Here is a 19,427-nt window from a genome sequence, read left to right on the forward strand (position 1 = left end):
CGTCGGTGGCCGGAGCCCGTCTCAACGGGCGAGCAGTCTCGTCATCAGCTCCGGCCCCACCAGGGCGGAGATGCCGACCGTACCTTCGTTCACCGTCACCTTCGTCTTGCTCAGCAGCTCGGCCAGCGCGGGCTCTTCCTCCGCGGCCACGGCCTGCAATCCGATCAGGCCGCCGACAATGCCGCCGACGGCCAGCGCCATGCCCGGATCGCTGGCCACGATCTTCGCCTCGATGGACGCAAGCCCGTCACGGTCGGCGACGAAGAACGTCGCCTCCCGGGTGTGTTCGAGGATGCGGGACTCCCAGGAGCCACCGGTGCCCGCCTGGGGGCGGATCCCGCCCTGCATCAGGTTCCGGTCCGCGGTGAGCAGGAACAGCGTGCCGTCCTCTGCCTCGCGCTCCTGCATGCGACCGCCGTCGGCCAGCAGCTTCTCCATGGTCGCGGCCTCGGACGTGAACAGCAGCATTCCGTCGACGGCGAACGTGAAGTAGCCGTCGAATTCCGCGTCATCCATCTGGCCCAGCTGGTAGTAGCGGTTGCCATCGGTCTCGTGTGCGTCCACCTGTGCCTTGCGCTTCGCCAGTGCCAGCACCTTCTCCCGGGTCTGGTCCGAGAAACGGCCGCGGATGGCGAGCACGGCGTCGTCGTCGCCCTGACTGAACACCGTGACCCGGTCGGTCTCGGCGCCCAGGTCGACGCCGAGGTCGTTGCGAAGGTCGGCGAACAGCTCCTTGTCCAGCCAGCCGTAGAGCTGGCGCCCGACTTCCGAGCCGCGCATCTCGACGAGGTCGGCATGCAGGTACCAGCGGGCGTTGCCGGGCAGTTCGCCGGGCGTGACCGCGGCAACGGCGAGCCCGGGTACGGCGAGGATGGCGACGATAAGGATGGCGTGCAGTCTCGGAAAGCGCATGGCGGGCTCCGTTTTTGATGTTCCCTGCCCTGTTATAGGGCCGTACTGCGCGATGGGTTACAGGCCGGCGCCGGTCGGGTCGTCTTTCATGCCGAACAGCCAGCGGATACCGCGGCGGAAGGCGACAGGCGCCGCGGAGAAATGACTCTCGCCGGGCAGGATCTCGGCCTCGAGATCCCAGGGTGTCGCGTCCTGCGCCGTCCAGTGACCGATCCAGGACAGCGCGGCACCGCGGAAGTGCGGCAGGTCGTCGGCGCCGGAGGCCACGTACAGGCGCCGCCGCGGGCCGGCCGGGGTTTCCCCGGGCGCCGCGAGGAACAGCGGCAGGTTACGGTGCAGCGCCGGGTTGATGGCGATATGCCCCCAGAACGGGCCGTCGGGCTGCAGCGCGCTGTAGAGGACGAACTGTCCGCCGAGCGACTGTCCCAGTATCACCCGACGTTCGGGGTCGGCGGGATAGCGGGACTCGACCATCGGGATCAGCACATCGCGGAGAAAGCGCAGGAAGGCGCCGGCACCGCCCCAGAACTCCGGCTCCGGCGCCTCTGCGGTGTAGTCCCGGCTGCGCTGGTTGCCTTCCCGGAAGTAGTCGGTGCCGTAGGAGATGCCCACCAGTATCAGTTCGGGGACTTCCTCGCCCAGTTCCAGGTAGCGGTAGTAGCCGGCCAGGAGGGGAAACATGTTGCCGCCGTCCAGCAGATAGACCACGGGATAACGCCGCTCCGCTCCCGTCTCGTGGCTCTCGGGCAGGCGCACATGGACGTGGTAGACGCCCTCGGGCTCGTCCGGTGCGAGGCGGTGGTAGTGGGCGCGGTCGACAGCCTGCAGGCGGGTGTCCCGTTCCCCGGCGCCTGCCGGCGGGGCGGCCAGGGCTGCGAGGGCGGCCAGGAAAACGAGGGCGGTCAGTCTTGTCCTCATCGATCGGTCTCCGCGACGGCGGTATGCCGACAGTATTGCGCAATCGGAAATCCTAGGCACATGTCACTACTGGCCGGGTCTGGCCGGATCGCCTAGAGTGAACCTGTACAACTGTGGCCGCGTCGCTCGATTAACCGCGGCCTTTCGTTGCGGGGATGAAGCCCCGGATGAGGAAGACGGCATGAGGAAAACCAGGCTTCGGCCCGGCGTTATCAGGATGACCAGGCTGGTGACGGTAATGGTCGCGACGATGAGCGTCGCACTACTGGCCGGCTGCGAGGCCGGCCCGAAGTCCGCCGCGGGATTCCGCCTGCCTGACGGTGATCCTGAGGCCGGCCAGGCAGCGTTTCTGGCGCTGCAGTGCAATTCCTGCCACGTGATCAGCAATTACGAGCTGCCGCCGCCGGCGGAAAAGGGCCCGGTGCAGGTCACGCTCGGCGGCGAGGTGACCCGGGTGAAGACCTACGGGGAGCTGGTGACCTCCATCATCAACCCCTCGCACAAACTGGTCCGCTGGTATCCGGAGGAAGAGGTCTCCGACGATGGCAAGTCGCTGATGCCCGCCTTCAACGACCGCATGACCGTGCGCCAGCTCATCAACCTGGTGGCGTTCCTGCAGCCCCATTATGACGTCGTCGTGCCGCGCTATGAGTACCCCGAGTACCAGTACGCGCCCATCTACTGAGCCTGAAGGAGGAGAGCCATGCCCGGACTCGTCGTCCGACTGCTGATCAATATGCTCGGTCTGTGGGTGGCCGCCGCGATCGTCCCGGGCGTGCACATCAGCGGCGTGGGGACGTTCATCCTCGCCGCCATCCTGCTGGGAGTGGTGAACGCGCTGGTGCGGCCCATCGCCATCGTCGCGACCCTGCCGCTCACGCTTGTCACGCTGGGACTGTTCCTGTTCGTCGTGAACGCGATGATGTTCGGGCTGGTCGCGTGGCTGCTGGCGGACTTCGCGGTATCGGGTTTCTGGGCCGCCCTGTTCGGCTCGCTCGTGGTCAGCCTCACGAGCACGCTGACCTCCTGGTATATCGGCCCGAGCGGACGCTACGAGGTGATGGTCATTCGTCGGCGCTAGCCGCGTACCCGCCTAGATGATCTTGGAGTAGCGCTGCGGCTCGGCCTGCGCCCGCAGGTAGCCGTCGAACACCATCGCGATGGCCCGCAGCAGCAGCCGGCCCGTTGGCGTAACGCGGATGGACGCATCGTCCACTTCTACCAGGCCGTCCTCCTGCAGCGGCGCCAGGTCCGCCAGCTCGTCGGCGAAGCGGCTCCGGAAGTCGATGTCGAAGCGCTCCTCGATCTCGCTGAAGATCAGCCGGTCCCGGCACATGAGGGACTGGATCACCTTGCCGCGGAGCTTGTCCTCCTCGCTCATGATGAGTCCGCGCTCGACAGGCAGGTGGCCTTCCTCGATACGCCGGCCGTAGTCGTGGTCGTGCCGGGTGTGCTGGCTGTAGCAGTCGGCGATACGGCCGATGGAGCTCGCGCCGAGGGCGATCAGCTCGGTGTCCGCGTGGGTGGAATAGCCCTGGAAGTTGCGCTGCATGGTGCCGTTCTCGCGCGCAATGGCGAGTTCGTCGTCCTTGCGGGCGAAGTGATCCATGCCGATGTACTCGTAGCCCTCCGCGCAGAGCCGCTGGATGGTGTGGCCGAGCAGGGCGAGCTTGACGTCGTCGCTGGGCAGGTCCTCCTGGCGGATCAGACGCTGTGCGCGGAACATCTGCGGCAGGTGGGCGTAGCTGTAGACCGAGATGCGGTCCGGCCGGGCCTCCAGAACGGTGTCCAGCGTGCGGTCGAAGCGCTCCGGGGTCTGCATGGGCAGGCCGTAGATCAGGTCGATGGAGACGGAGCGGAAGCCGGCGTCCCGCGCCTGCTGGATGAGGGGCAGGGTCTCCTCCGGCGGCTGGATGCGGTTGACCGCCTTCTGCACCTCCGGGTCGAAGTCCTGCACGCCCATGCTGAGGCGGTTGAAGCCCATTCCGGCCAGCGCGGAGACCATGCCGGGGCGGATGCTGCGCGGATCGATCTCGATGGAGAACTCCTGCCGGCCGTCGCCGCGCAGCCGGAAGTGCTCGCCCAGCTTGGCCATGACCGAGGAGAGCTGTTCCTCGCTGAGATAGGTCGGCGTACCGCCGCCGAGATGCAGTTGCTCCACCACCCGGTCGTCGTCGAACAGGGCGGACTGGAGTTCCACCTCGCGGAAGAGGTGGCCTAGGTACTCGCCGGCACGGTCCCGGTTGCGGGTCACCACCTTGTTGCAGCCGCAGTAGTAGCAGAGCGTGTGGCAGTAGGGGATGTGCAGGTACAGCGACAGGGGTCCGTCGTTGCGCTCGTTGCTGAGGACGCACTGGCGCTTGTACTGCGCTTCGTCGAACTCGTGGAACTGCACCGCCGTGGGGTAGGAGGTGTAGCGGGGCCCGCGGCCTCCGTAGCGCCTGATCAGCGCCTCGTCGAAATTGATTGGCTGCATGCCGATATTCCTGAATCCCTGAATCTGAATCCCGATACCGCCGCGCGGCGGCCACATGTCATTGAACCATAAAGATTATGGTAAGAGGTTCGCTCCCCGGCCCGAGGCTAACCGTACCCGAACGCCGCGACCGCCTGCATAGGCATTAGCCGAAGGCGGCGGCTTGCCGCGACGGACCCTGCCCTTCATCATGCGCCCCTCGTGACCCCGGGAGGCCCCATGGCCGTACAGGACTACCCCCTCGAGAAAATCCGCGAGCGCTTCCCCGCCCTGGCCCTGGACGGGGACATCGGCGGGCGCATTTATCTGGACAATCCGGCGGGAACGCAGGTTCCCGCGACCGTCGTCGACAGGATGAGCCGTTGCCTGCTGGAGGCCAACGCGAACCTGGGCGGGCCCTTCGAGAGTTCCCGGCTGGCCGACGAGATCGTCGCCGACGCCCACCAGGCCATGGCGGACTTCCTGAACGCGCCTTCGGCCGACGAGATCGTGTTCGGGCAGAACATGACGAGCCTCACCTTCCATCTCTCCCGCTCCATCGGCGCGGCACTATCGCCGGGTGACGAGGTGATCGTCACGCAGATGGACCACGACGCCAACATCTGGCCCTGGGTGCTGATGGCGCGGGACCACGGTCTGGAGGTGAAGTGGCTGCCGTTCGATACGGAGACCTTCGAGTTCGATCCGGCCGAACTGGATCGCCTGCTGGGCGATCGCACCCGCCTGGTCTGCGTCGCAGGTGCCAGCAACCTGCTGGGCACGGTGAACGACGTCGCCGCCATCGCGGCGAAGGCGCGCGAGGCCGGTGCCTGGACATTCGTGGATGCGGTGCAGTCCGTGCCGCACGTGCCCACCGACGTGCAGGCGCTCGGCTGCGATTTCCTGGCCTGCTCAGCCTACAAGTTCTTCGGTCCCCATCAGGGCATCCTGTGGGGCCGGGGTGAGTTGCTGGAGTCACTGGAGGCGTACAAGGTGCGGCCCGCTCCGGATACCCTCCCGGGGCGCTTCGAGACGGGCACCCAGAGCCACGAGGGCATGGCCGGGACGGCCGCCGCGGTGGATTACTTCGCATCCCTGGGCGAGGCCTGGGCCGCGGACTATGCCGGGCGCTTCCCCGGCATGAGCGGCCGCGCCCTGCACGTCCACACCGCGCTCGCCTGGCTGTTCGACTACGAGGAGACACTCTCGCGTCACCTGATCGACGGGTTGCAGGCGCTGCCCGGCGTCAGGGTGCACGGTATTACGGATCCGGGCGCCTCCTCGCGGCGTCTGCCGACGCTGGCCTTCACCGTCGAGGGCGTCGCGCCGGCGATGATCGCCCGCGAGCTCGGACAGCGGCGCATCTTCGTCTGGAACGGTCACAATTACGCGCTGGAGGTGGTGCGGGCGCTGGGCCTGATGGAGGCGGGCGGCGTCATCCGGGTGGGCCCGGTGCACTACAACAGCATCAAGGAACTCGACGTGCTGCTGAACACGCTGGAGAGCATCCTGCCGCGGATCGCGCCCGGCGGCTGACGCGCCCGCCCGCTTATCCGGCCGAGCGGCTGCGGATCAGTTGTTCTTCGCGCCCTGGTCGATCCAGTCTTTGATCAGCTGCACCTCGTCTTTGTCCAGCGGGGCGCCGCGCCCTTCCGCGAGCGATTCCTCGTGGTGCGGCGGCATCTGTATCTGCGGGGCGCTCTCGCCGGAGACCACGAGGTACAGCGTGCTGGAGGCGGCGCTGCCGGGCACCACCACCTCGCCGAGGCGTGTGCCGTGCATGAGGCTCGCGTAATCGGTCACGTTCAGACCGGTGCTGGTCTCGCCTTCCGCGTAGCCGCTGTGGCAGCCGGCGCAGTTGGCTGCCAGGAGCGGCTGGACGTCCTCCGCGAAGCTGACCTGCTGCTCGCAGCCCGACAGGAGGGTCATGCCCGGAGTGACGAGGGCGGCGATGGCGAGCGGCCTGATCCTGAGTCCCCGAACCGTGTCCACGAATCTGCCCATGGTTGCCCCCTTGTGCGTTGCCGCCGGATGGGCGGCTTGCTCGGTCACCGTTTCATCGTAGACCCGAGGGTATCCCTGTCAATTTCGCGCAATACCTACTGTCTACCCCGCCGCTTTGCGAAGGTCCGCGACCAGGCGGCGCAGTTCGCGCTCTCGGGTCCGGTCGTCCCGCTGGCGCAGAACATACGACGGGTGGACGGTGATCCACACGGGCGTGCCGTCCTCCAGCGAGAGAGCGCTGCCCCGGTACTCGCCGACGGCCACGGGACGGCCGAGCAGGCTGCGCGCCGCCGTGGCCCCCAGCGCGACGACGGCCCGAGGTGCCACCATCGCGAGCTCCAGCCCGAGCCACCTGCGGCAATGATCGATCTCGCCTGCATCCGGTTTCTGGTGCAGCCGGCGCTTGCCCTGCAGCCGGAACTTGAAGTGTTTCACGGCGTTGGTCAGGAAGATGCGCTCGCGCTCGATGCCGGCTGCCGCCAGTGCCTCGTCCAGCAGCCGTCCCGCCGGGCCGACGAACGGGCGGCCGTTGAGGTCCTCCCGGTCGCCGGGCTGCTCGCCGACCAGCATCAGCCCGGCGTCCGCAGGGCCTTCGCCGGCCACCGCCCGGGTGGCCTGCTCGCCGATGGGGCAGCGCCGGCACGCCTGCAGGCACGCCGCGAGTTCATCCAGCGTCCGCGGTGTCTTCTCTTCCGCCATGTCCATCCTGATCCATTGCCGTGCCCGGCCGGCTGCCGGCCGCCGCCCCGGCGGCGGCGAGCGCTGCGCCTTCTCGCCGTCCCTGATCAGCCCCGGGATCAGCCGGGCCTCGGGCAGATTACGCCAGTACTTGCGCGGCATCTCCGCCCGCATGGCATCCACTTTCAGCCGCGCCGGGTTGAAGATGCTGGCGTAATAGGTGGACCAGTATGCCTCCAGTGCGTCGCCGTCGGGGCAGTCGGCGCGGTTCGCGCCCGGACCGTAGGTGAGCGCGTCGCCGTCCCAGTGCGCGCTCGCCTCCGGCGTGAGGATGGACCAGCGCATGCCCGTGTAGCGGCGCATGAAGAACGGCGCCACGGCCTTGAGGATGTGATGTTCCGGCTCGAACCAGGCCACATAAGCCTCGACCGTGGTGTGACGCACGCGGCGGAAGCGCACGAAGGCCTTCAACTTGTGCATGTCGCGGCGTACCGCGCGAGCCATGTCGCCGGCCAGCGCCACGTCGGCGTCGGAGCTCACCTCCAGCAACGAGCGTTCCGCCTGCAGCCGCCAGAGCAGACGATAGAGCAGTTCGAAGCGCCGCGGGTCGCGGTGGCAGGCGACCCGTTCGGCCAGAGCGGGGAAGTCCTTCGGCACCAGAATGGCCCGCCGGGTGCGGGGCAGCGCGGCCGGCTCGCCGGCGAACAGGTCCGGGGTCGCGTGCCGCTCGCGCCAGGCGGTGGTCTCCGGCGGCACGGCGGCCGCGATCAGCCGGCGTGCCTGGTCGCGCCAGGCCTCGTAGCCGTCCGTCGCATCGAGAACGATCTCGATGCTGCCGCGGCCCCCGGCACGACTCACAGCGGCAGGCTCTGCTGGCGGGGCGGGGGTGCGAGCAGGCCGGCGAGGGCGGGACTGTCCAGCAGCGGGCCGGGCTGCCATCCCCGGGCGACGACGAACGGGCGTACCTTCTGCAGCGACACGGTCATACGCTGCAGGTCCTCGAGGCTGAGCCTGCGGTGGCGCCGTGCCTTCAGTATGCGGGCGACCGCCCGGGTGCCGAGGCCGGGTACCCGCAGCAGGGTCTCCCGGTCCGCGCGATTCACGTCCGCCGGGAAGCGCTCCCGGTGGTGCACCGCCCAGGCGAGCTTCGGGTCCACGGCGGGGTCCAGCATGCTGCCGTCGCCGCCGGCGAGAATCTCCTCCACGCCGAAGCCGTAGAACCGGTACAGCCAGTCCGCCTGGTAGAGGCGGTGTTCGCGCAGCAGCGGTGCCGGCGCCGCCGGCAGGGAAGCGCTGGGGTAGGGGATGGGGCTGAAGGCCGAGTAGTACACGCGCTTCAGGCGGTAGCCCGCGTAGAGCGAGGCGCTGGTCGTCAGTATCGCCCGGTCGTCCGCGTCGTCGGCGCCGACGATCATCTGCGTGCTCTGGCCCGTGGCGGTGAGTCCCTTCGGGTCCCGCCGGCCGCGGCAGTCCGGCTGGCTCTCCTCCAGCCGCAGCCGCACCCGGCCCATGGCGGTGCGGATGCGGCCGGCGTCTTTCTCCGGCGCCAGCCTCGCGAGCCCGCGGCTCGTGGGCAGTTGGATGTTGATGGAGAGGCGGTCGGCGTAGCGGCCGGCCGCCTCGATCAGCGCGGCGTCGGCGTCCGGGATGGTCTTCAGGTGGATGTAGCCGCGGAACCGATGCTCCACGCGCAGCCGGCGGGCCACCTCGATCAGGCGCTCCATCGTGTAGTCCGGACTCACCATGATGCCGGAGGACAGGAACAGCCCCTCGATGTAGTTGCGCTTGTAGAATTCGAGGGTCAGCTGCACGAGCTCCTGCACGCCGAAGCGCGCCCGCTGCACGTCGCTGGAGATGCGGTTCACGCAGTACTGGCAGTCGTACTGGCAGTAGTTGGTCAGCAGCACCTTCAGCAGCGAGATGCAGCGTCCGTCCGGAGCGTAGGAGTGACAGATGCCGGCGCCGCCGGTGGAGCCGATGCCGCCGGTGGCGCGCGAGTCCTTGCGCCGGGCCGAACTGGAGGCGCAGGATGCGTCGTACTTGGCGGCGTCGGCCAGGATCGCGAGCTTGTCGATGGTCGTCAGGCGGGGCATGGCGGACTACTGTTGTTATGCCCACTAAGACTGTATGGATATCCAGCTGCCGTCAATCCCTGCAGAGACATTGTCGAGGAACGCGGCGGCGGCACGACAGGACGAGGTAGCCCGATGAAGGACCTGCTGGAGGACGCGAGCGCGCGGGCGCTGCGCTATCTGGAAGGGCTGGACGAGCGGTCGGTGGCGCCGTCGGCGCAAGCCGTCGCGGCTCTGGAACGGCTCGAGGAGCCGCTGCCGGAGAACGGCAGCGATCCGCGCGAGGTGCTCGCGCTGCTCGACGAGCTCGGCTCCCCCGCCACCACGGCGATGGCCGGGCCGCGCTTCTTCGGCTTCGTGATCGGCGGCTCGCTGCCCGCCTCACTGGCCGCCAGCTGGCTGAACACCGCCTGGGATCAGAACAGCGCCATGTACGAGCCGACCCCCGGCACCGCCACCCTGGAGGCGGTGGCGCTGCGCTGGCTGCTGGACGTCCTCGGCCTGCCCGAGGGCTGCGTCGGCTCCTTCGTGACCGGTGCCACCGTGGCCAACCTCGTGGCCCTGGCGGCGGCCCGCAACGCGGTGCTGCGCGACGCCGGCTGGAACGTCGAGGCCGACGGCCTGATCGGCGCGCCGCCGGTCACCGTCGTGGTCGGCGAGGAGGTGCACCCCTCCGTGAGCAAATCCCTCGGCGTCCTCGGTCTGGGCCGTAACCGGGTGGTGGCCGTCCCCGTGAACGATCAGGGGAGTCTGCTGCCGGAGAGACTCCCTGAACCGGACGGGCCCACCATCGTCTGCACCCAGCTGGGCAACGTGAATACCGGCGCCTGCGATCCCGTGGCCCGCGTGTGCGAACGGATGCAGCCGGCCGGTGCCTGGGTGCACGTGGACGGGGCCTTCGGTCTGTGGGCGGCGGCCTCGCCGGCGCACCGCCATCTGGTCGAGGGTATGGCGGCCGCCGATTCCTGGGCGACGGACGCGCACAAGTGGCTGAACGTGCCCTACGACAGCGGCGTCGCCTTCGTGCGGGACGGCGAGGCGCTGCGTGCGGCGATGGCGATCACGGCCGAGTACCTGCCGCCTCCCGGCGCCCATCGCAGCCCGGCCGACTACACCCCGGAGCTCTCCCGCCGCGGCCGCGGCGTCGAGGTGTGGGCGGCGCTGCGGCAGCTGGGCAGGGCAGGGGTCGCGGAACTGGTGCAGCGCTGCTGCGGGCATGCGCGGCGCTTCGCCGAGGGACTCGCCGCGGCCGGCTACGAGATACTGAACGACGTCGTGCTGAACCAGGTACTGGTGAGTTTCGGCGATGCGGCGACGACGCTTGCGGTGATCGAGGGCATCCAGGCCGACGGCACCTGCTGGTGCGGCAGGACGGTGTGGCAGGGCCGCACGGCCATGCGCATCAGCGTGAGCGGCTGGTCGACCGGCGAGGCGGACGTGGAGCGCAGCCTGGCGGCCATGCTGCGGGTCGCGGAGCGGGTGCGCACCGGCTGACGGAGCCGGGGCCCGGCGCTCGCTGGCAGGACACTAGTCGGCGGGCGGCCAGGCACTCGCGTCGATGGTCTCCCGGTAGGCGTGGAAGGTGGCGTGGCCGAGCAGCGGCATCACCACCGCCAGGCCGAGGAAAGCGGTGGCGAAACCGAGCAGGATGCAGCTCACCACGAGGGCCGCCCACACGACCATCGCCGCCTTGTTCCGCAGCACGGCGTTCACACTGGTGACGACCGCCGTGACGGTGTCCGTCCGGCGGTCCGCGATCATCGGCAGCGAGAAGGCGCTGGCGGCAAAGACAATACTCGCGAAGATGGCGCCCACCGCGCTGCCGATGCCGAGGAAGGGGACGAGGTCGCGCCAGGAGTGGTTCGTCTCCACCGGGAAGAATATGTGCACCATCGAGGCGGCCCGGGCCCAGACGAGGAAGACCACCAGCACGACGATGGCGTAGACCAGGGCGTTGCCGACGTGCTGGGAGGTCTCCCGGATGCCCTCGGCGAGCGTCGGCCGTGTGCCCCGTTCCAGCTGGCGGGAGATCTCGTACACGCCGATGGCCATGAGCGGGCCGACGAACAGAAAGCCCGAGGCCATCGCCAGCAGCAGCCAGACGCCGCCGAGCTTCCAGGCGACGAGGCCGGCCGCGTAACTCGCGAACATGACGACGACCCCGTAGCACAGGCTCTGCCGCGGCGCGGCGCGGAGATCGTGCCAGCCCCGTCGCAGCCAGCCGAACGCCGCCAGCGGAGGCAGGTCCCGGCACGGCGCCACGAACGGCAGTTCTTCCGGCTTCCCCCCGGCGGGTTGCCGCGTCTCGTTCTCGCTGGTCATCATGCGTCCCCCCCGGGTCCGAATTTAAACCGAATGCCCTGCTCATTGCATCCATGGGTGATGCAGCATGATCATTCGCGACAAAGGAGACGACCATGCGGACAGTGAGGACAGTGACGACCGCGGCAGCCGTCGCACTGCTGGCTGCGCTGCCGGCTGCGGCGGAACATACGGAAGTCATCGAGCTCGAGCTGGAGGCCGAGGGCCTCGACCGGCTGGAGATCGAGACCGGCGCGGGGCCGATGGAGATCACCGGCGTGCCGGGCGCGGACCGCATACGGGTGCGGGCGGAGATCCACTTCCCGGATGCCGATGCCGAAGAGGCCGCGGAGATCCTCGCCGAGCAGGTCCGCCTCACCCTGGAGCGGGGTGTCGCGGCGGCTGAGCTCGTCGCCGAACTGCGGCAGACCGGCTGGAGCTCGTTCTGGGGCGAGCATCCCACCATGAGCGTGGACGTGCGCGTGCCCGAGCGCTTCGCGCTGGAGGTGGAGGACGGCAGCGGCTCGCTCGCCATCAGCGACGTCCGCGGCGACATCGACGTGGAGGACGGCTCGGGCTCGCTGGTGCTCACCCGGGTGGGCGGCACCGTGGAGATCGACGACGGTTCCGGTTCCCTGGCCGTCCAGGACGCCGGCGGCGACGTCGTGATCGACGACGGCTCGGGCAGCCTGTCCGTGCGCGACGTGGCGGGCAGCGTCACCGTGGACGACGGTTCCGGGGGCATCACCGTCACCGGTGTGGCGGGCGATCTCACGGTGATGGATGCCGGCAGCGGCAGCCTGCGTTTCGACGATATCGGCGGCGAGGTGGACGTGCGCGACTAGCGCGACCAGTGCGACTAGCGTGACTCGGGGCCGGCCGCCGGGGTCGCCGACGGCGGGTCCTGGCGCACCCGCACCAGCACCAGATCGAGCAGCTGTCGGATGACCTCCGGGCGGTCCGGCTCGATGTGCAGCCCGTCGGTCCAGAGCAGGTCGACGGCGGGCTCCCGCGCGGCGATGGCGGGCAGCGGCGCGAGGGCTTCCGGCGGCAGGCGCTCGTCTTCCCGCGCCGCGATAATGACCGCCGGGCGCGGCGGTATGGCCTCCACCCAGCGCGCCGTGCGGAAGCTCTCGGCGTAGATCAGCGTGTAGAAGAGCTCGGTCATCACCGCCCGCCGCCAGTCGGCGGGGAAGTCCTCGCGCAGGTTGTGGGCCAGCCAGGCGTGGTTGTCGCCGGCGCCGTGGATCAGCCAGACCCGCCGGAAGCGCTCGTCCAGCGCGCCGGCGGCCGCGGCGAAGGGGACGCCCAGGCTGACGCCCACGAGCTCCGTGCGGGCCGGATCCGCCCAGGGCTGTGCGAGCAGCCAGTCGAGCGCGAGCGACAGGGCCGGCGGCGTGTCCAGGAAGGCCTGCTGGATAGACGGGATGGCACTCAGGATCTGCCCCAGGCCGCGGAGGCGATGACTGCCCTCGTAGGGATAGTCGATGGCCGCGTAGGCGACCCCGTCCGGCACGCCGGCCAGCTCCACCGCGTCCTTGCCCGTGCGGTGGCCGCCCAGCAGCAGCAGCACGGGCACGCGCTCTCCCGGCGCGACATCCGGCCACCGTACGCGCAGGTCGACGCGGAGCCCGGTGTCGGCGGCGAGGGACAGGATCTCGTCCAGGTAGCCGCCCGGCGCCGCAGCGGCGGGGTCGGCGGTGTCCACGGTGGTCGCTACCAGTGTGCCGTGCCGGGCGATCAATCGGTCCCGCTGCTCGCTGCGCATGTCGGCGACCCAGAACGCGAGCGCGGCCAGGGCGGCCACGCCAATGGCGATGGCAATCGTGATGGCGATAGAGATGGCGCGCCGCTGCCTCACGGCCGCCCCCGGTGTTTCCCGCGCGTGTTCATGGGCCGGATTCTAGGGCACGGCGCACGCGCATAAAAAAACCGGGCCGCTCGGGCCCGGTTTCCGGTCGCCGGACTGCCCCGTAGTCAGCGGAAGTTGCGGCGGTAGGTCACGCCGAAGGTGAGCGGCTGATTCACCGTGACCCGACGCTTCGCGTAGCGGTTGTTGATGAATTGATCGCCCTGCTCGTCGAACACGTTCGCGATGTAGGCACCGACGCTCCACTTGTCGGCATCGATACCGGCACGCAGGTCCAGCACGCTGTAGGAATCCTGGATGGTCGGCGGCGGCGATACTACCGTGGCCTCTAGCCCGGCCAGCGCATTGATGGACTCGCCCGTGTAGGTGTAATCCGCGCGAAGGAACGGCGTACCGCCGAACAGCGTCGTGTCCTGGAAGGTTCGTTCGATGGAGAGCGAACCTTTCCAGTCCGGCGTGATGGGCAGGCGGGTGCCGTCCACGGCCTCCACGGCCGCACCCGTGCCCGGGAACAGCGTCGCACTCTCCGAGATCTCCGCCTCGTTCCAGGCGAGCGTTGCATCCAGCGACCAGCCCGGGGCCGGCACAAAGGAGGTCTGCACCTCCACGCCGTCGATCGTCGCCTCCGGGAAGTTGACCACGCCGAGCTGGAAGACGCCCTGCTGCGGATCGTTCACCTGGAGCTGGATGTCGTCCCAGATCATGTGATAGCCGACGACGCTCAGGAACAGCCGGCCGCCGGCCGTCGTCGTCTTGTAGCCCACCTCGTAGTTCTGGACCATGTCGGAGTCGTACTTCCGCGGCAAGACCGAGTTCGGGCGCAGCGCGTTGGCGCCGCCGCTGCGGAAGCCCTCGGAGTAGGTGAGATACGCCAGGCTCCGATCGCTGAAGTTGTATGTCACATTGACCTTAGGCACGAAACCGTCGTCGCTCTCGTCACCGCTGCCATCGGTAAACACGAAATCGGTCTCCGGGTTCGGCACGGGACCCTGCTGCAGTGCGCCGAGCACCTGCCTCTCCTTGCGGTCCACCTGATACCAGCGGCCGCCGGCCGTAACGGTCAGGCTGTCCGTGAGGTAGAACGTGGCCTCGCCGAACAGCGCGAACTGGTCGATCTCCGAGTCGTAGATGCCGAAGAACCAGTCGCCGGGTCGCACCGAGGGATCGGAGAAGTCCCAGCTACCCGGTGGCAGGCCGTTCAGCGACGGGTTGTAAGCGTTATACGCGAGGTAATAGAAGGCCGGTGAACCTGCGAAGTTCTCCGCGCCCGCCTTGTAGATATCGGTATCCTCGAAGCTCTGGTAGAAGAGCCCCACGATGCCGCGCCAGCGGCTGTCATCGACTTCGGGCGTGGACCAGCGTGCCTCGATGCTGAAGCGCTCGGACTGAAGGTTATCCAGGTTGTACCCGCGGACCACTTCGCCGCCGAAGTCGTAGAAATAGAAGTCGTAGTCCGTGCCATAGACATCGTTGAAATAGGCTTCGTCCGCGTCGCTCAGTTCCTGAAATGCGAACATGTACTCGGTGCCATCCGCTTCGTAGTCCACCTCGCGGTCGAAGTAGGACACGCTGAACATGAAGTCGCCGATGCCGGTGGATCCTTCCAGGGTCAGCGCCAACTGGTACCAGTCCTCCTCGAATCGTTCGTCGAAGAAGCGCACCTGTTCGAGATCGGATTGGTCGAAGTCCTTGTCGCCGAAACCGTCCGCCTCGGTCGACTGGAAGATGGCAGTGGTATCGACGGTCCAGCGGTCGTTCGGGAACCAGCGCAGTGCGGCGCGGCCGCCCGAAATGGTCGTGGTATTGATGTCGTCTTCCACGAACTCCTCGTTCGTGTACGTGCCGCCGGGGCTGGTGCCGAGTACGTTGTCGATGAAGCCCGCTTCCTCCGCGGTGAAGCCGACGAGCCGCAGTGCGAGCTTGTTATCCGCCAGCGGGATGTTGAGCATGCCGCTGACGTCGTAACCGGTGTCGCCGTCGGCGACCTGATTCGCCTCGAGCTCCACCCAGGCATCGAAGGCGGTCGGGTCCGGCTTGTTGGTGATAATGCGCAGCGTGCCGGACTGGGATGCGTCGCCGAACAGCGTGCCCTGGGGGCCGCTCAGCGCTTCCAGGCGGGCAATGTCGACGAGGCGCGGGTCCGGGTTCAGGCCGGAGGCCGTGATCGGCTGTTCGTCGAGATACACGCTACTGGATGGGCCGGTGCCGAAATCGATGCCCGATGCTGCAACGCCGCGGAAGACCACGTTGTTGCCCGCCGGCTCCCTGCGCGCCAGCGCGAGACTCGGGATCTTGCCGACGTAATCGTCGAGGCTCTGGAGACCCTGGCGGACGATGTCATCCGTGGTGAAGGCCCGGATCGACATCGGGATGTCGGCGAGACTCTCCTCGCGTTTCGTCGCGGTGACGACGATTTCCTCGATGGCGTCGCCCTGGGTCTGCGCGTAGGCGCTGGGTCCAGCGAGTGCCGCAGATACTGCGGCGGCGATGGCACTTCCGCTGTACGCGGCAGCACCGAAGTGTTGATTATCGGCCATTGCTGTCTCTCCCAGTTTTGCTTAATACTACTCAAGCGTGGCGAAAGAGCAAATGATGTTTACAGCTGTATCTGTCGTGACAGCTTGATTGCTATACCGAAAAGCGTCATATGTTGGCTGTTCGCCACAAGACGAATCGCAACAGGCGGTAGCCATGAAAATCGATCAGCCCCTGAAAGAACTCGGTGACATCGACGTCGAACCGCTGCGTGCCGCGATCCTCGGCCAGGACGATTCGGCGTGGAACGAGCAGGAATACCGCCAGCAGGAGTACGAGGTCCACAAGCGCACCACTTCGATCGTGATGATATTCACGGACGGCAAGAACTGGCCGGAGATCGCGGTGCGCAAGGAGCCCGGCTGGGACCGTCTGGCCGACGCCGCGCTGCCACTGATGCAGGACATCATCGCCCGCTATTACCCGCCCGGCGGTACCATCATCCGCGCCATGGCGGCGCGGCTGGCTGCCGGAGCGCGTATCGATCCGCACAGGGACTCCCACCCGTCGTTCCATGCCAGCCACCGGATCCATATTCCGATTACCACCAACACGCGGGTGCGTTTCATGATCGACGGTCGCCCGCACCGGCTCGAGGTGGGCAAGGTCTACGAGCTCAACAACCAGTTGTTGCACAGCGTCATGAACAAGGGCGCCGAGGACCGCATCACGTTCATCTTCGATTACCTGCCGCCCGGCGCCGTGCGCGCGGCGTGACTATTCTCGTTGCCACCTCCGTGGTGCGCGGCAGCCACCAGGGCGAGAGTCACGGTGGCATCTACCTGATAGACCTCGAGCGCGAGCGTGTGGTGCAGACCGTCGACTGGAACACGGCTGACATCGACTGGCAGGGGCGCGGCTGGGACCGCGGGCTCAGGGGCATCGCCTTCGACGGCGAGCGTGTCTACGTTGCGGCGAGCGATGAGCTGTTCGCCTATACGCCCGACTTCCGGCTCATCGACTCCTGGCGCAACCCGTATCTCAGGCACTGCCACGAGATCGCGGTGTACGAGCGTCGGCTCTATCTCACCTCCACCGGCTACGACGTGCTGCTCGGGTTCGATCTGGACGCCGAGCGTTTCTGCTGGGGTCTGCACGTCGTGCGCGGTCACGGCGATTTCCGCGGCACCCCTTTCGATCCCGTCGAGGGTCCTGGTCCCGAGCCCGGCAATCGCCTGCACCTGAATATGATCCACTGTGACGACCGCGGCATGCATTTCAGCGGATTGCGGACCGGGGCGCTGCTCACCTACGACGGTCGGCGCATCGCCGCGCGGGTCGGCCTGCCCCGGGGCGTGCACAATGCGAGGCCTTTCCTGGACGGTGTGCTGTTCAACGATACTCAGGCCGATGTCGTTCGCCACGCCACCCCGGAGCGCGAGCAGGCGTTCCGCGTGCCGGTGTACGACCCGGCGGAGCTCACCCACACCGATCTCGACGATTCGCGCATCGCGCGTCAGGCCTTCGGTCGGGGGCTGGCCGTCATCGACGACCATCGCATCGCGGCCGGGTCCTCGCCGTCGACCGTCGCGATACACGATCTGGCTGCCGGCCGCACGCGTACGGTGGTGACGCTCACGAAGGACATCCGCAACGCGGTCCATGGTCTGGAGGTCTGGCCGTACTGAGGCGCCGGCGGGTGGGGCCGGCCGGCCATCTCAGCCGGCGTAATCCTCGTAGCGTCCGAGGACCGGCTCCAGTACCTCGGCCAGCTCGTCGAGGTGCTGCTCGTAGCGGCGCCAGAAACCGACGGCGCCCCGATAGATTGGCTGACGGACCTGTTCGGAGCTCGCGGTACGGACCGGGCGGTCCGTCTCGTGGAAGTTCAGGCAGGCGTCTTCCCACGGCAGCTCGCAAAAGTCGAGCAGGCGGCGCACCTGGTTGTCGAAGTCGCTCACCAGCTCCTCGTACTGGACCGTGAGCACGCGCCCGGGCAGGACGGCGTGCCAGTGGTCCATCATGCGCTGATACTGCAGGAAATATTCGCCGATCTCGGTGAGATCGTAGGTGAAAGTCTGACCGCGGGCGAACAGCTGGCGATAGCAGCTCAGACAGGAGTCCATGGGGTGGCGCCGGGCATCGATGATCTTCGCCCGCGGCAGGATCAGCTGCGCGAAGCCGACGTTCGGGAAGTTGTTCGGCATTTTGTCGATGAAGCGGGGCAGGCCCTCCACCCGATGCAGCGAGGCATGCGCCAGATAACGGCGGCCCAGGGCCTCGAAGTTCGGACCCTTCAGTTCGCGCACGGCCTGGGGGTAATTCACGCCGTCGGCGCGGTTGCGATTCAGGCTCGTGGCGACGCGGCCGAGATAGGGCAGCTCCGCCGTGCCTTCCACCTGACTGTGGCTCGCCAGTATCTGCTCGATCAACGTGGAGCCGGAGCGCGGCAGGCCGACGATGAAGATTGGCGCCGGGTCCTCGCAGCCGATGCCCTCGTTGACGGCCAGGAACTCCTCCGAGAAGACCTCGGCGATCGCGTCGTTGTTCACCTCGGTCTGCACGGGGTCGTAGTTCTCCCGCATGCGCTGGCGGCGGTTGCCCTTGTCGTAGTAATGCCAGGCACGGTCGTAGTCTTCGCGGTCCTCCCAGGCCTTGGCCAGGGCGAAGAGGAAGTTGACCTCGGATTGCTCGTTCAGCTCCGGCGTCTCCAGCGCCGCTTCCATCGCCTGTATGTCCTCGTCTCCCAGCGGATAGGTCTTCAGGTTGGCCAGGCTCCACCAGGACTCGCCGTTGGCGGGCTTCAGACGGATGCACTCCCGATAAGCCTCGATCGCTTCGGGCTGGCGGCCCAGGGTCTTCAGCGTGTGGCCGAGGCCGAGCCACGCGCCCGCATGTTCGGGCTTCAGCTCGATCGCGCGCCGGTAGGCCGCAGCGGCCGCGGCAGTGCGGGCCGCGGGCGCCAGCGCGGCCGCCAGCAGGAAGTGGGCGTGGGAGCTGCGCGGATCCGTCTCGACGGCCTTCTCGAAGCACTCGATGGCCTCGGCGAGGCGGTGCTGGTCCTGGTGCAGGCGCCCCAGGTCGATGATCGCGCCAGTGAAGTCCGGCGCCAGCCGTACCGCCTTCGACAGCAGTTCTTCGGCATTCTCCGGGTGACCGGATTGCATCGCTATCACGCCCAGCAGCCGCAGCGCCGTGACGCTCTCCGGGTTGTCCTTCAGCACGCGGCGATACAGCCGTTCGGCTTCCTCCACCTTGCCCGAGCGGTGCAGACGGGCAGCCTCCGCGAGGCGCCGCTTCTCCGGGTTCAGCGCGAAACAGCGCTCGAACGCCTCGTCGGCCTCGCCACTCTTGCCATTCGCGAGCAGCGCACGGCCGAGATGGAAATGCGCCTGCTCCAGGTCGGGGTCGAGAGTGACGGCACGGCGCAACATCTCCTCGGCCTCCTCATTGCGCCGCTGCTGGAGCAGCAACAGGCCGAGATCCTCGTGGGGCTTGGCGAACGACGGCGCGAGAGCGATGGCGCGGCGCAGCTGCTCCTCGGCCTCGTCGACACGACGTGCCTTCAGCAGGATCGCGCCCATGAGGGCGGTGAAGTTGATGTTGTCCGGGTCCTCCGCCAGCGCTTCCCGGCAGACCGCAATCGCGCCTTCGGCGTCGCCGCCGTTCAGCAACCGGATGGCCTGGTGAAACGTGGCCCGCGGCGCGGCGATGCCGGAGCGGCTGCTCTCAGCCATGGTTGCGG

17 protein-coding genes are annotated in these 19,427 nt (G+C 68.1%); 7 read left to right on the forward strand and 10 right to left on the reverse strand.

The genetic code is table 11. The features are described from left to right. Window positions 1-21: 21 nt before the first annotated feature. Together ACJMKX_RS17530 and ACJMKX_RS17535 are read right to left on the reverse strand one after the other, a co-directional pair. Complete coding sequence (locus ACJMKX_RS17530) at window positions 22-912, reverse strand: hypothetical protein (RefSeq protein WP_405228254.1); 891 nt, start codon at window positions 910-912, stop codon at window positions 22-24. Window positions 913-969: 57 nt separating this feature from the next. Continuing rightward, window positions 970-1,830 carry an alpha/beta hydrolase gene (locus ACJMKX_RS17535; protein WP_405228257.1) on the reverse strand — a complete coding sequence of 287 codons (861 nt, stop codon included), beginning with the start codon at window positions 1,828-1,830 and terminating at the stop codon, window positions 970-972. A gap of 238 nt (window positions 1,831-2,068) precedes the next feature. Between ACJMKX_RS17535 and ACJMKX_RS17540 the strand changes: the two genes are divergently transcribed. Continuing rightward, window positions 2,069-2,515 (forward strand): cytochrome C, encoded by a 447-nt coding sequence (locus ACJMKX_RS17540; protein ID WP_405228401.1) that lies wholly within the window; start codon window positions 2,069-2,071, stop codon window positions 2,513-2,515. An 18-nt stretch (window positions 2,516-2,533) separates the two neighbouring features. Further along, on the forward strand, window positions 2,534-2,911 hold the full coding sequence (locus tag ACJMKX_RS17545) for a phage holin family protein (protein WP_405228259.1): 378 nt from the start codon (window positions 2,534-2,536) through the stop codon (window positions 2,909-2,911). A 12-nt stretch (window positions 2,912-2,923) separates the two neighbouring features. Here ACJMKX_RS17545 and hemN read toward each other — a convergent pair whose 3' ends face one another. Then, window positions 2,924-4,306, reverse strand: a complete 1,383-nt coding sequence (hemN, locus tag ACJMKX_RS17550; RefSeq protein WP_405228262.1) for an oxygen-independent coproporphyrinogen III oxidase — start codon at window positions 4,304-4,306, stop codon at window positions 2,924-2,926. 219 nt (window positions 4,307-4,525) lie between these two features. Between hemN and ACJMKX_RS17555 the strand changes: the two genes are divergently transcribed. Continuing rightward, entirely contained in the window at window positions 4,526-5,821 is a 1,296-nt protein-coding gene (locus ACJMKX_RS17555) for a cysteine desulfurase-like protein (RefSeq protein WP_405228264.1), read from the forward strand. Between the two features lie 36 nt (window positions 5,822-5,857). Here the strand turns inward: ACJMKX_RS17555 and ACJMKX_RS17560 are convergent, their stop codons facing one another. From ACJMKX_RS17560 to ACJMKX_RS17570, 3 genes are all read right to left on the reverse strand, one after another. Beyond that, window positions 5,858-6,289, reverse strand: coding sequence for a c-type cytochrome domain-containing protein (locus ACJMKX_RS17560; RefSeq protein ID WP_405228266.1), 432 nt, complete (start codon window positions 6,287-6,289; stop codon window positions 5,858-5,860). 102 nt (window positions 6,290-6,391) lie between these two features. Continuing rightward, a complete protein-coding gene (locus ACJMKX_RS17565) occupies window positions 6,392-7,825 on the reverse strand; it encodes a UdgX family uracil-DNA binding protein (RefSeq protein WP_405228268.1) in 1,434 nt (477 codons plus the stop codon). Next, window positions 7,822-9,060, reverse strand: coding sequence for a putative DNA modification/repair radical SAM protein (locus tag ACJMKX_RS17570; RefSeq protein ID WP_405228271.1), 1,239 nt, complete (start codon window positions 9,058-9,060; stop codon window positions 7,822-7,824). Before ACJMKX_RS17570 ends, ACJMKX_RS17565 begins: the two co-directional genes overlap by 4 nt. Before the next feature lie 114 nt (window positions 9,061-9,174). Here ACJMKX_RS17570 and ACJMKX_RS17575 point away from each other — a divergent pair, with 114 nt between their 5' ends. After that, window positions 9,175-10,533 carry a pyridoxal phosphate-dependent decarboxylase family protein gene (locus ACJMKX_RS17575; protein ID WP_405228273.1) on the forward strand — a complete coding sequence of 453 codons (1,359 nt, stop codon included), beginning with the start codon at window positions 9,175-9,177 and terminating at the stop codon, window positions 10,531-10,533. Between the two features lie 33 nt (window positions 10,534-10,566). Here ACJMKX_RS17575 and ACJMKX_RS17580 read toward each other — a convergent pair whose 3' ends face one another. Next, a complete protein-coding gene (locus tag ACJMKX_RS17580; RefSeq protein ID WP_405228274.1) occupies window positions 10,567-11,364 on the reverse strand; it encodes a DUF2189 domain-containing protein in 798 nt (265 codons plus the stop codon). Between the two features lie 92 nt (window positions 11,365-11,456). Here ACJMKX_RS17580 and ACJMKX_RS17585 point away from each other — a divergent pair, with 92 nt between their 5' ends. After that, the gene (locus ACJMKX_RS17585) at window positions 11,457-12,185 is read left to right on the forward strand and encodes a DUF4097 family beta strand repeat-containing protein (protein ID WP_405228276.1); all 729 of its coding nucleotides are present in this window, start codon (window positions 11,457-11,459) and stop codon (window positions 12,183-12,185) included. A gap of 14 nt (window positions 12,186-12,199) precedes the next feature. On the opposite strand, the gene ACJMKX_RS17590 is transcribed toward ACJMKX_RS17585, so the two are convergent. Continuing rightward, the gene (locus tag ACJMKX_RS17590) at window positions 12,200-13,201 is read right to left on the reverse strand and encodes an alpha/beta hydrolase family protein (protein WP_405228279.1); all 1,002 of its coding nucleotides are present in this window, start codon (window positions 13,199-13,201) and stop codon (window positions 12,200-12,202) included. Between the two features lie 116 nt (window positions 13,202-13,317). Beyond that, window positions 13,318-15,747, reverse strand: a complete 2,430-nt coding sequence (locus ACJMKX_RS17595; protein WP_405228281.1) for a TonB-dependent receptor — start codon at window positions 15,745-15,747, stop codon at window positions 13,318-13,320. A gap of 154 nt (window positions 15,748-15,901) precedes the next feature. Between ACJMKX_RS17595 and ACJMKX_RS17600 the strand changes: the two genes are divergently transcribed. Both ACJMKX_RS17600 and ACJMKX_RS17605 read left to right on the forward strand, forming a co-directional pair. Next, a complete protein-coding gene (locus tag ACJMKX_RS17600; RefSeq protein WP_405228283.1) occupies window positions 15,902-16,462 on the forward strand; it encodes an aspartyl/asparaginyl beta-hydroxylase domain-containing protein in 561 nt (186 codons plus the stop codon). Continuing rightward, window positions 16,459-17,373: a hypothetical protein gene (locus ACJMKX_RS17605; RefSeq protein ID WP_405228284.1), complete on the forward strand. Its 915-nt coding sequence runs from the start codon at window positions 16,459-16,461 to the stop codon at window positions 17,371-17,373. Before ACJMKX_RS17600 ends, ACJMKX_RS17605 begins: the two co-directional genes overlap by 4 nt. A 30-nt stretch (window positions 17,374-17,403) precedes the next feature. Here the strand turns inward: ACJMKX_RS17605 and ACJMKX_RS17610 are convergent, their stop codons facing one another. Continuing rightward, the gene (locus tag ACJMKX_RS17610; RefSeq protein ID WP_405228286.1) at window positions 17,404-19,419 is read right to left on the reverse strand and encodes a tetratricopeptide repeat-containing sulfotransferase family protein; all 2,016 of its coding nucleotides are present in this window, start codon (window positions 19,417-19,419) and stop codon (window positions 17,404-17,406) included. Window positions 19,420-19,427: the final 8 nt, after the last annotated feature.

The sequence above is a fragment of the Lentisalinibacter sediminis genome, from assembly GCF_040706615.1.
GTDB lineage: Bacteria > Pseudomonadota > Gammaproteobacteria > Steroidobacterales > Woeseiaceae > Lentisalinibacter > Lentisalinibacter sediminis.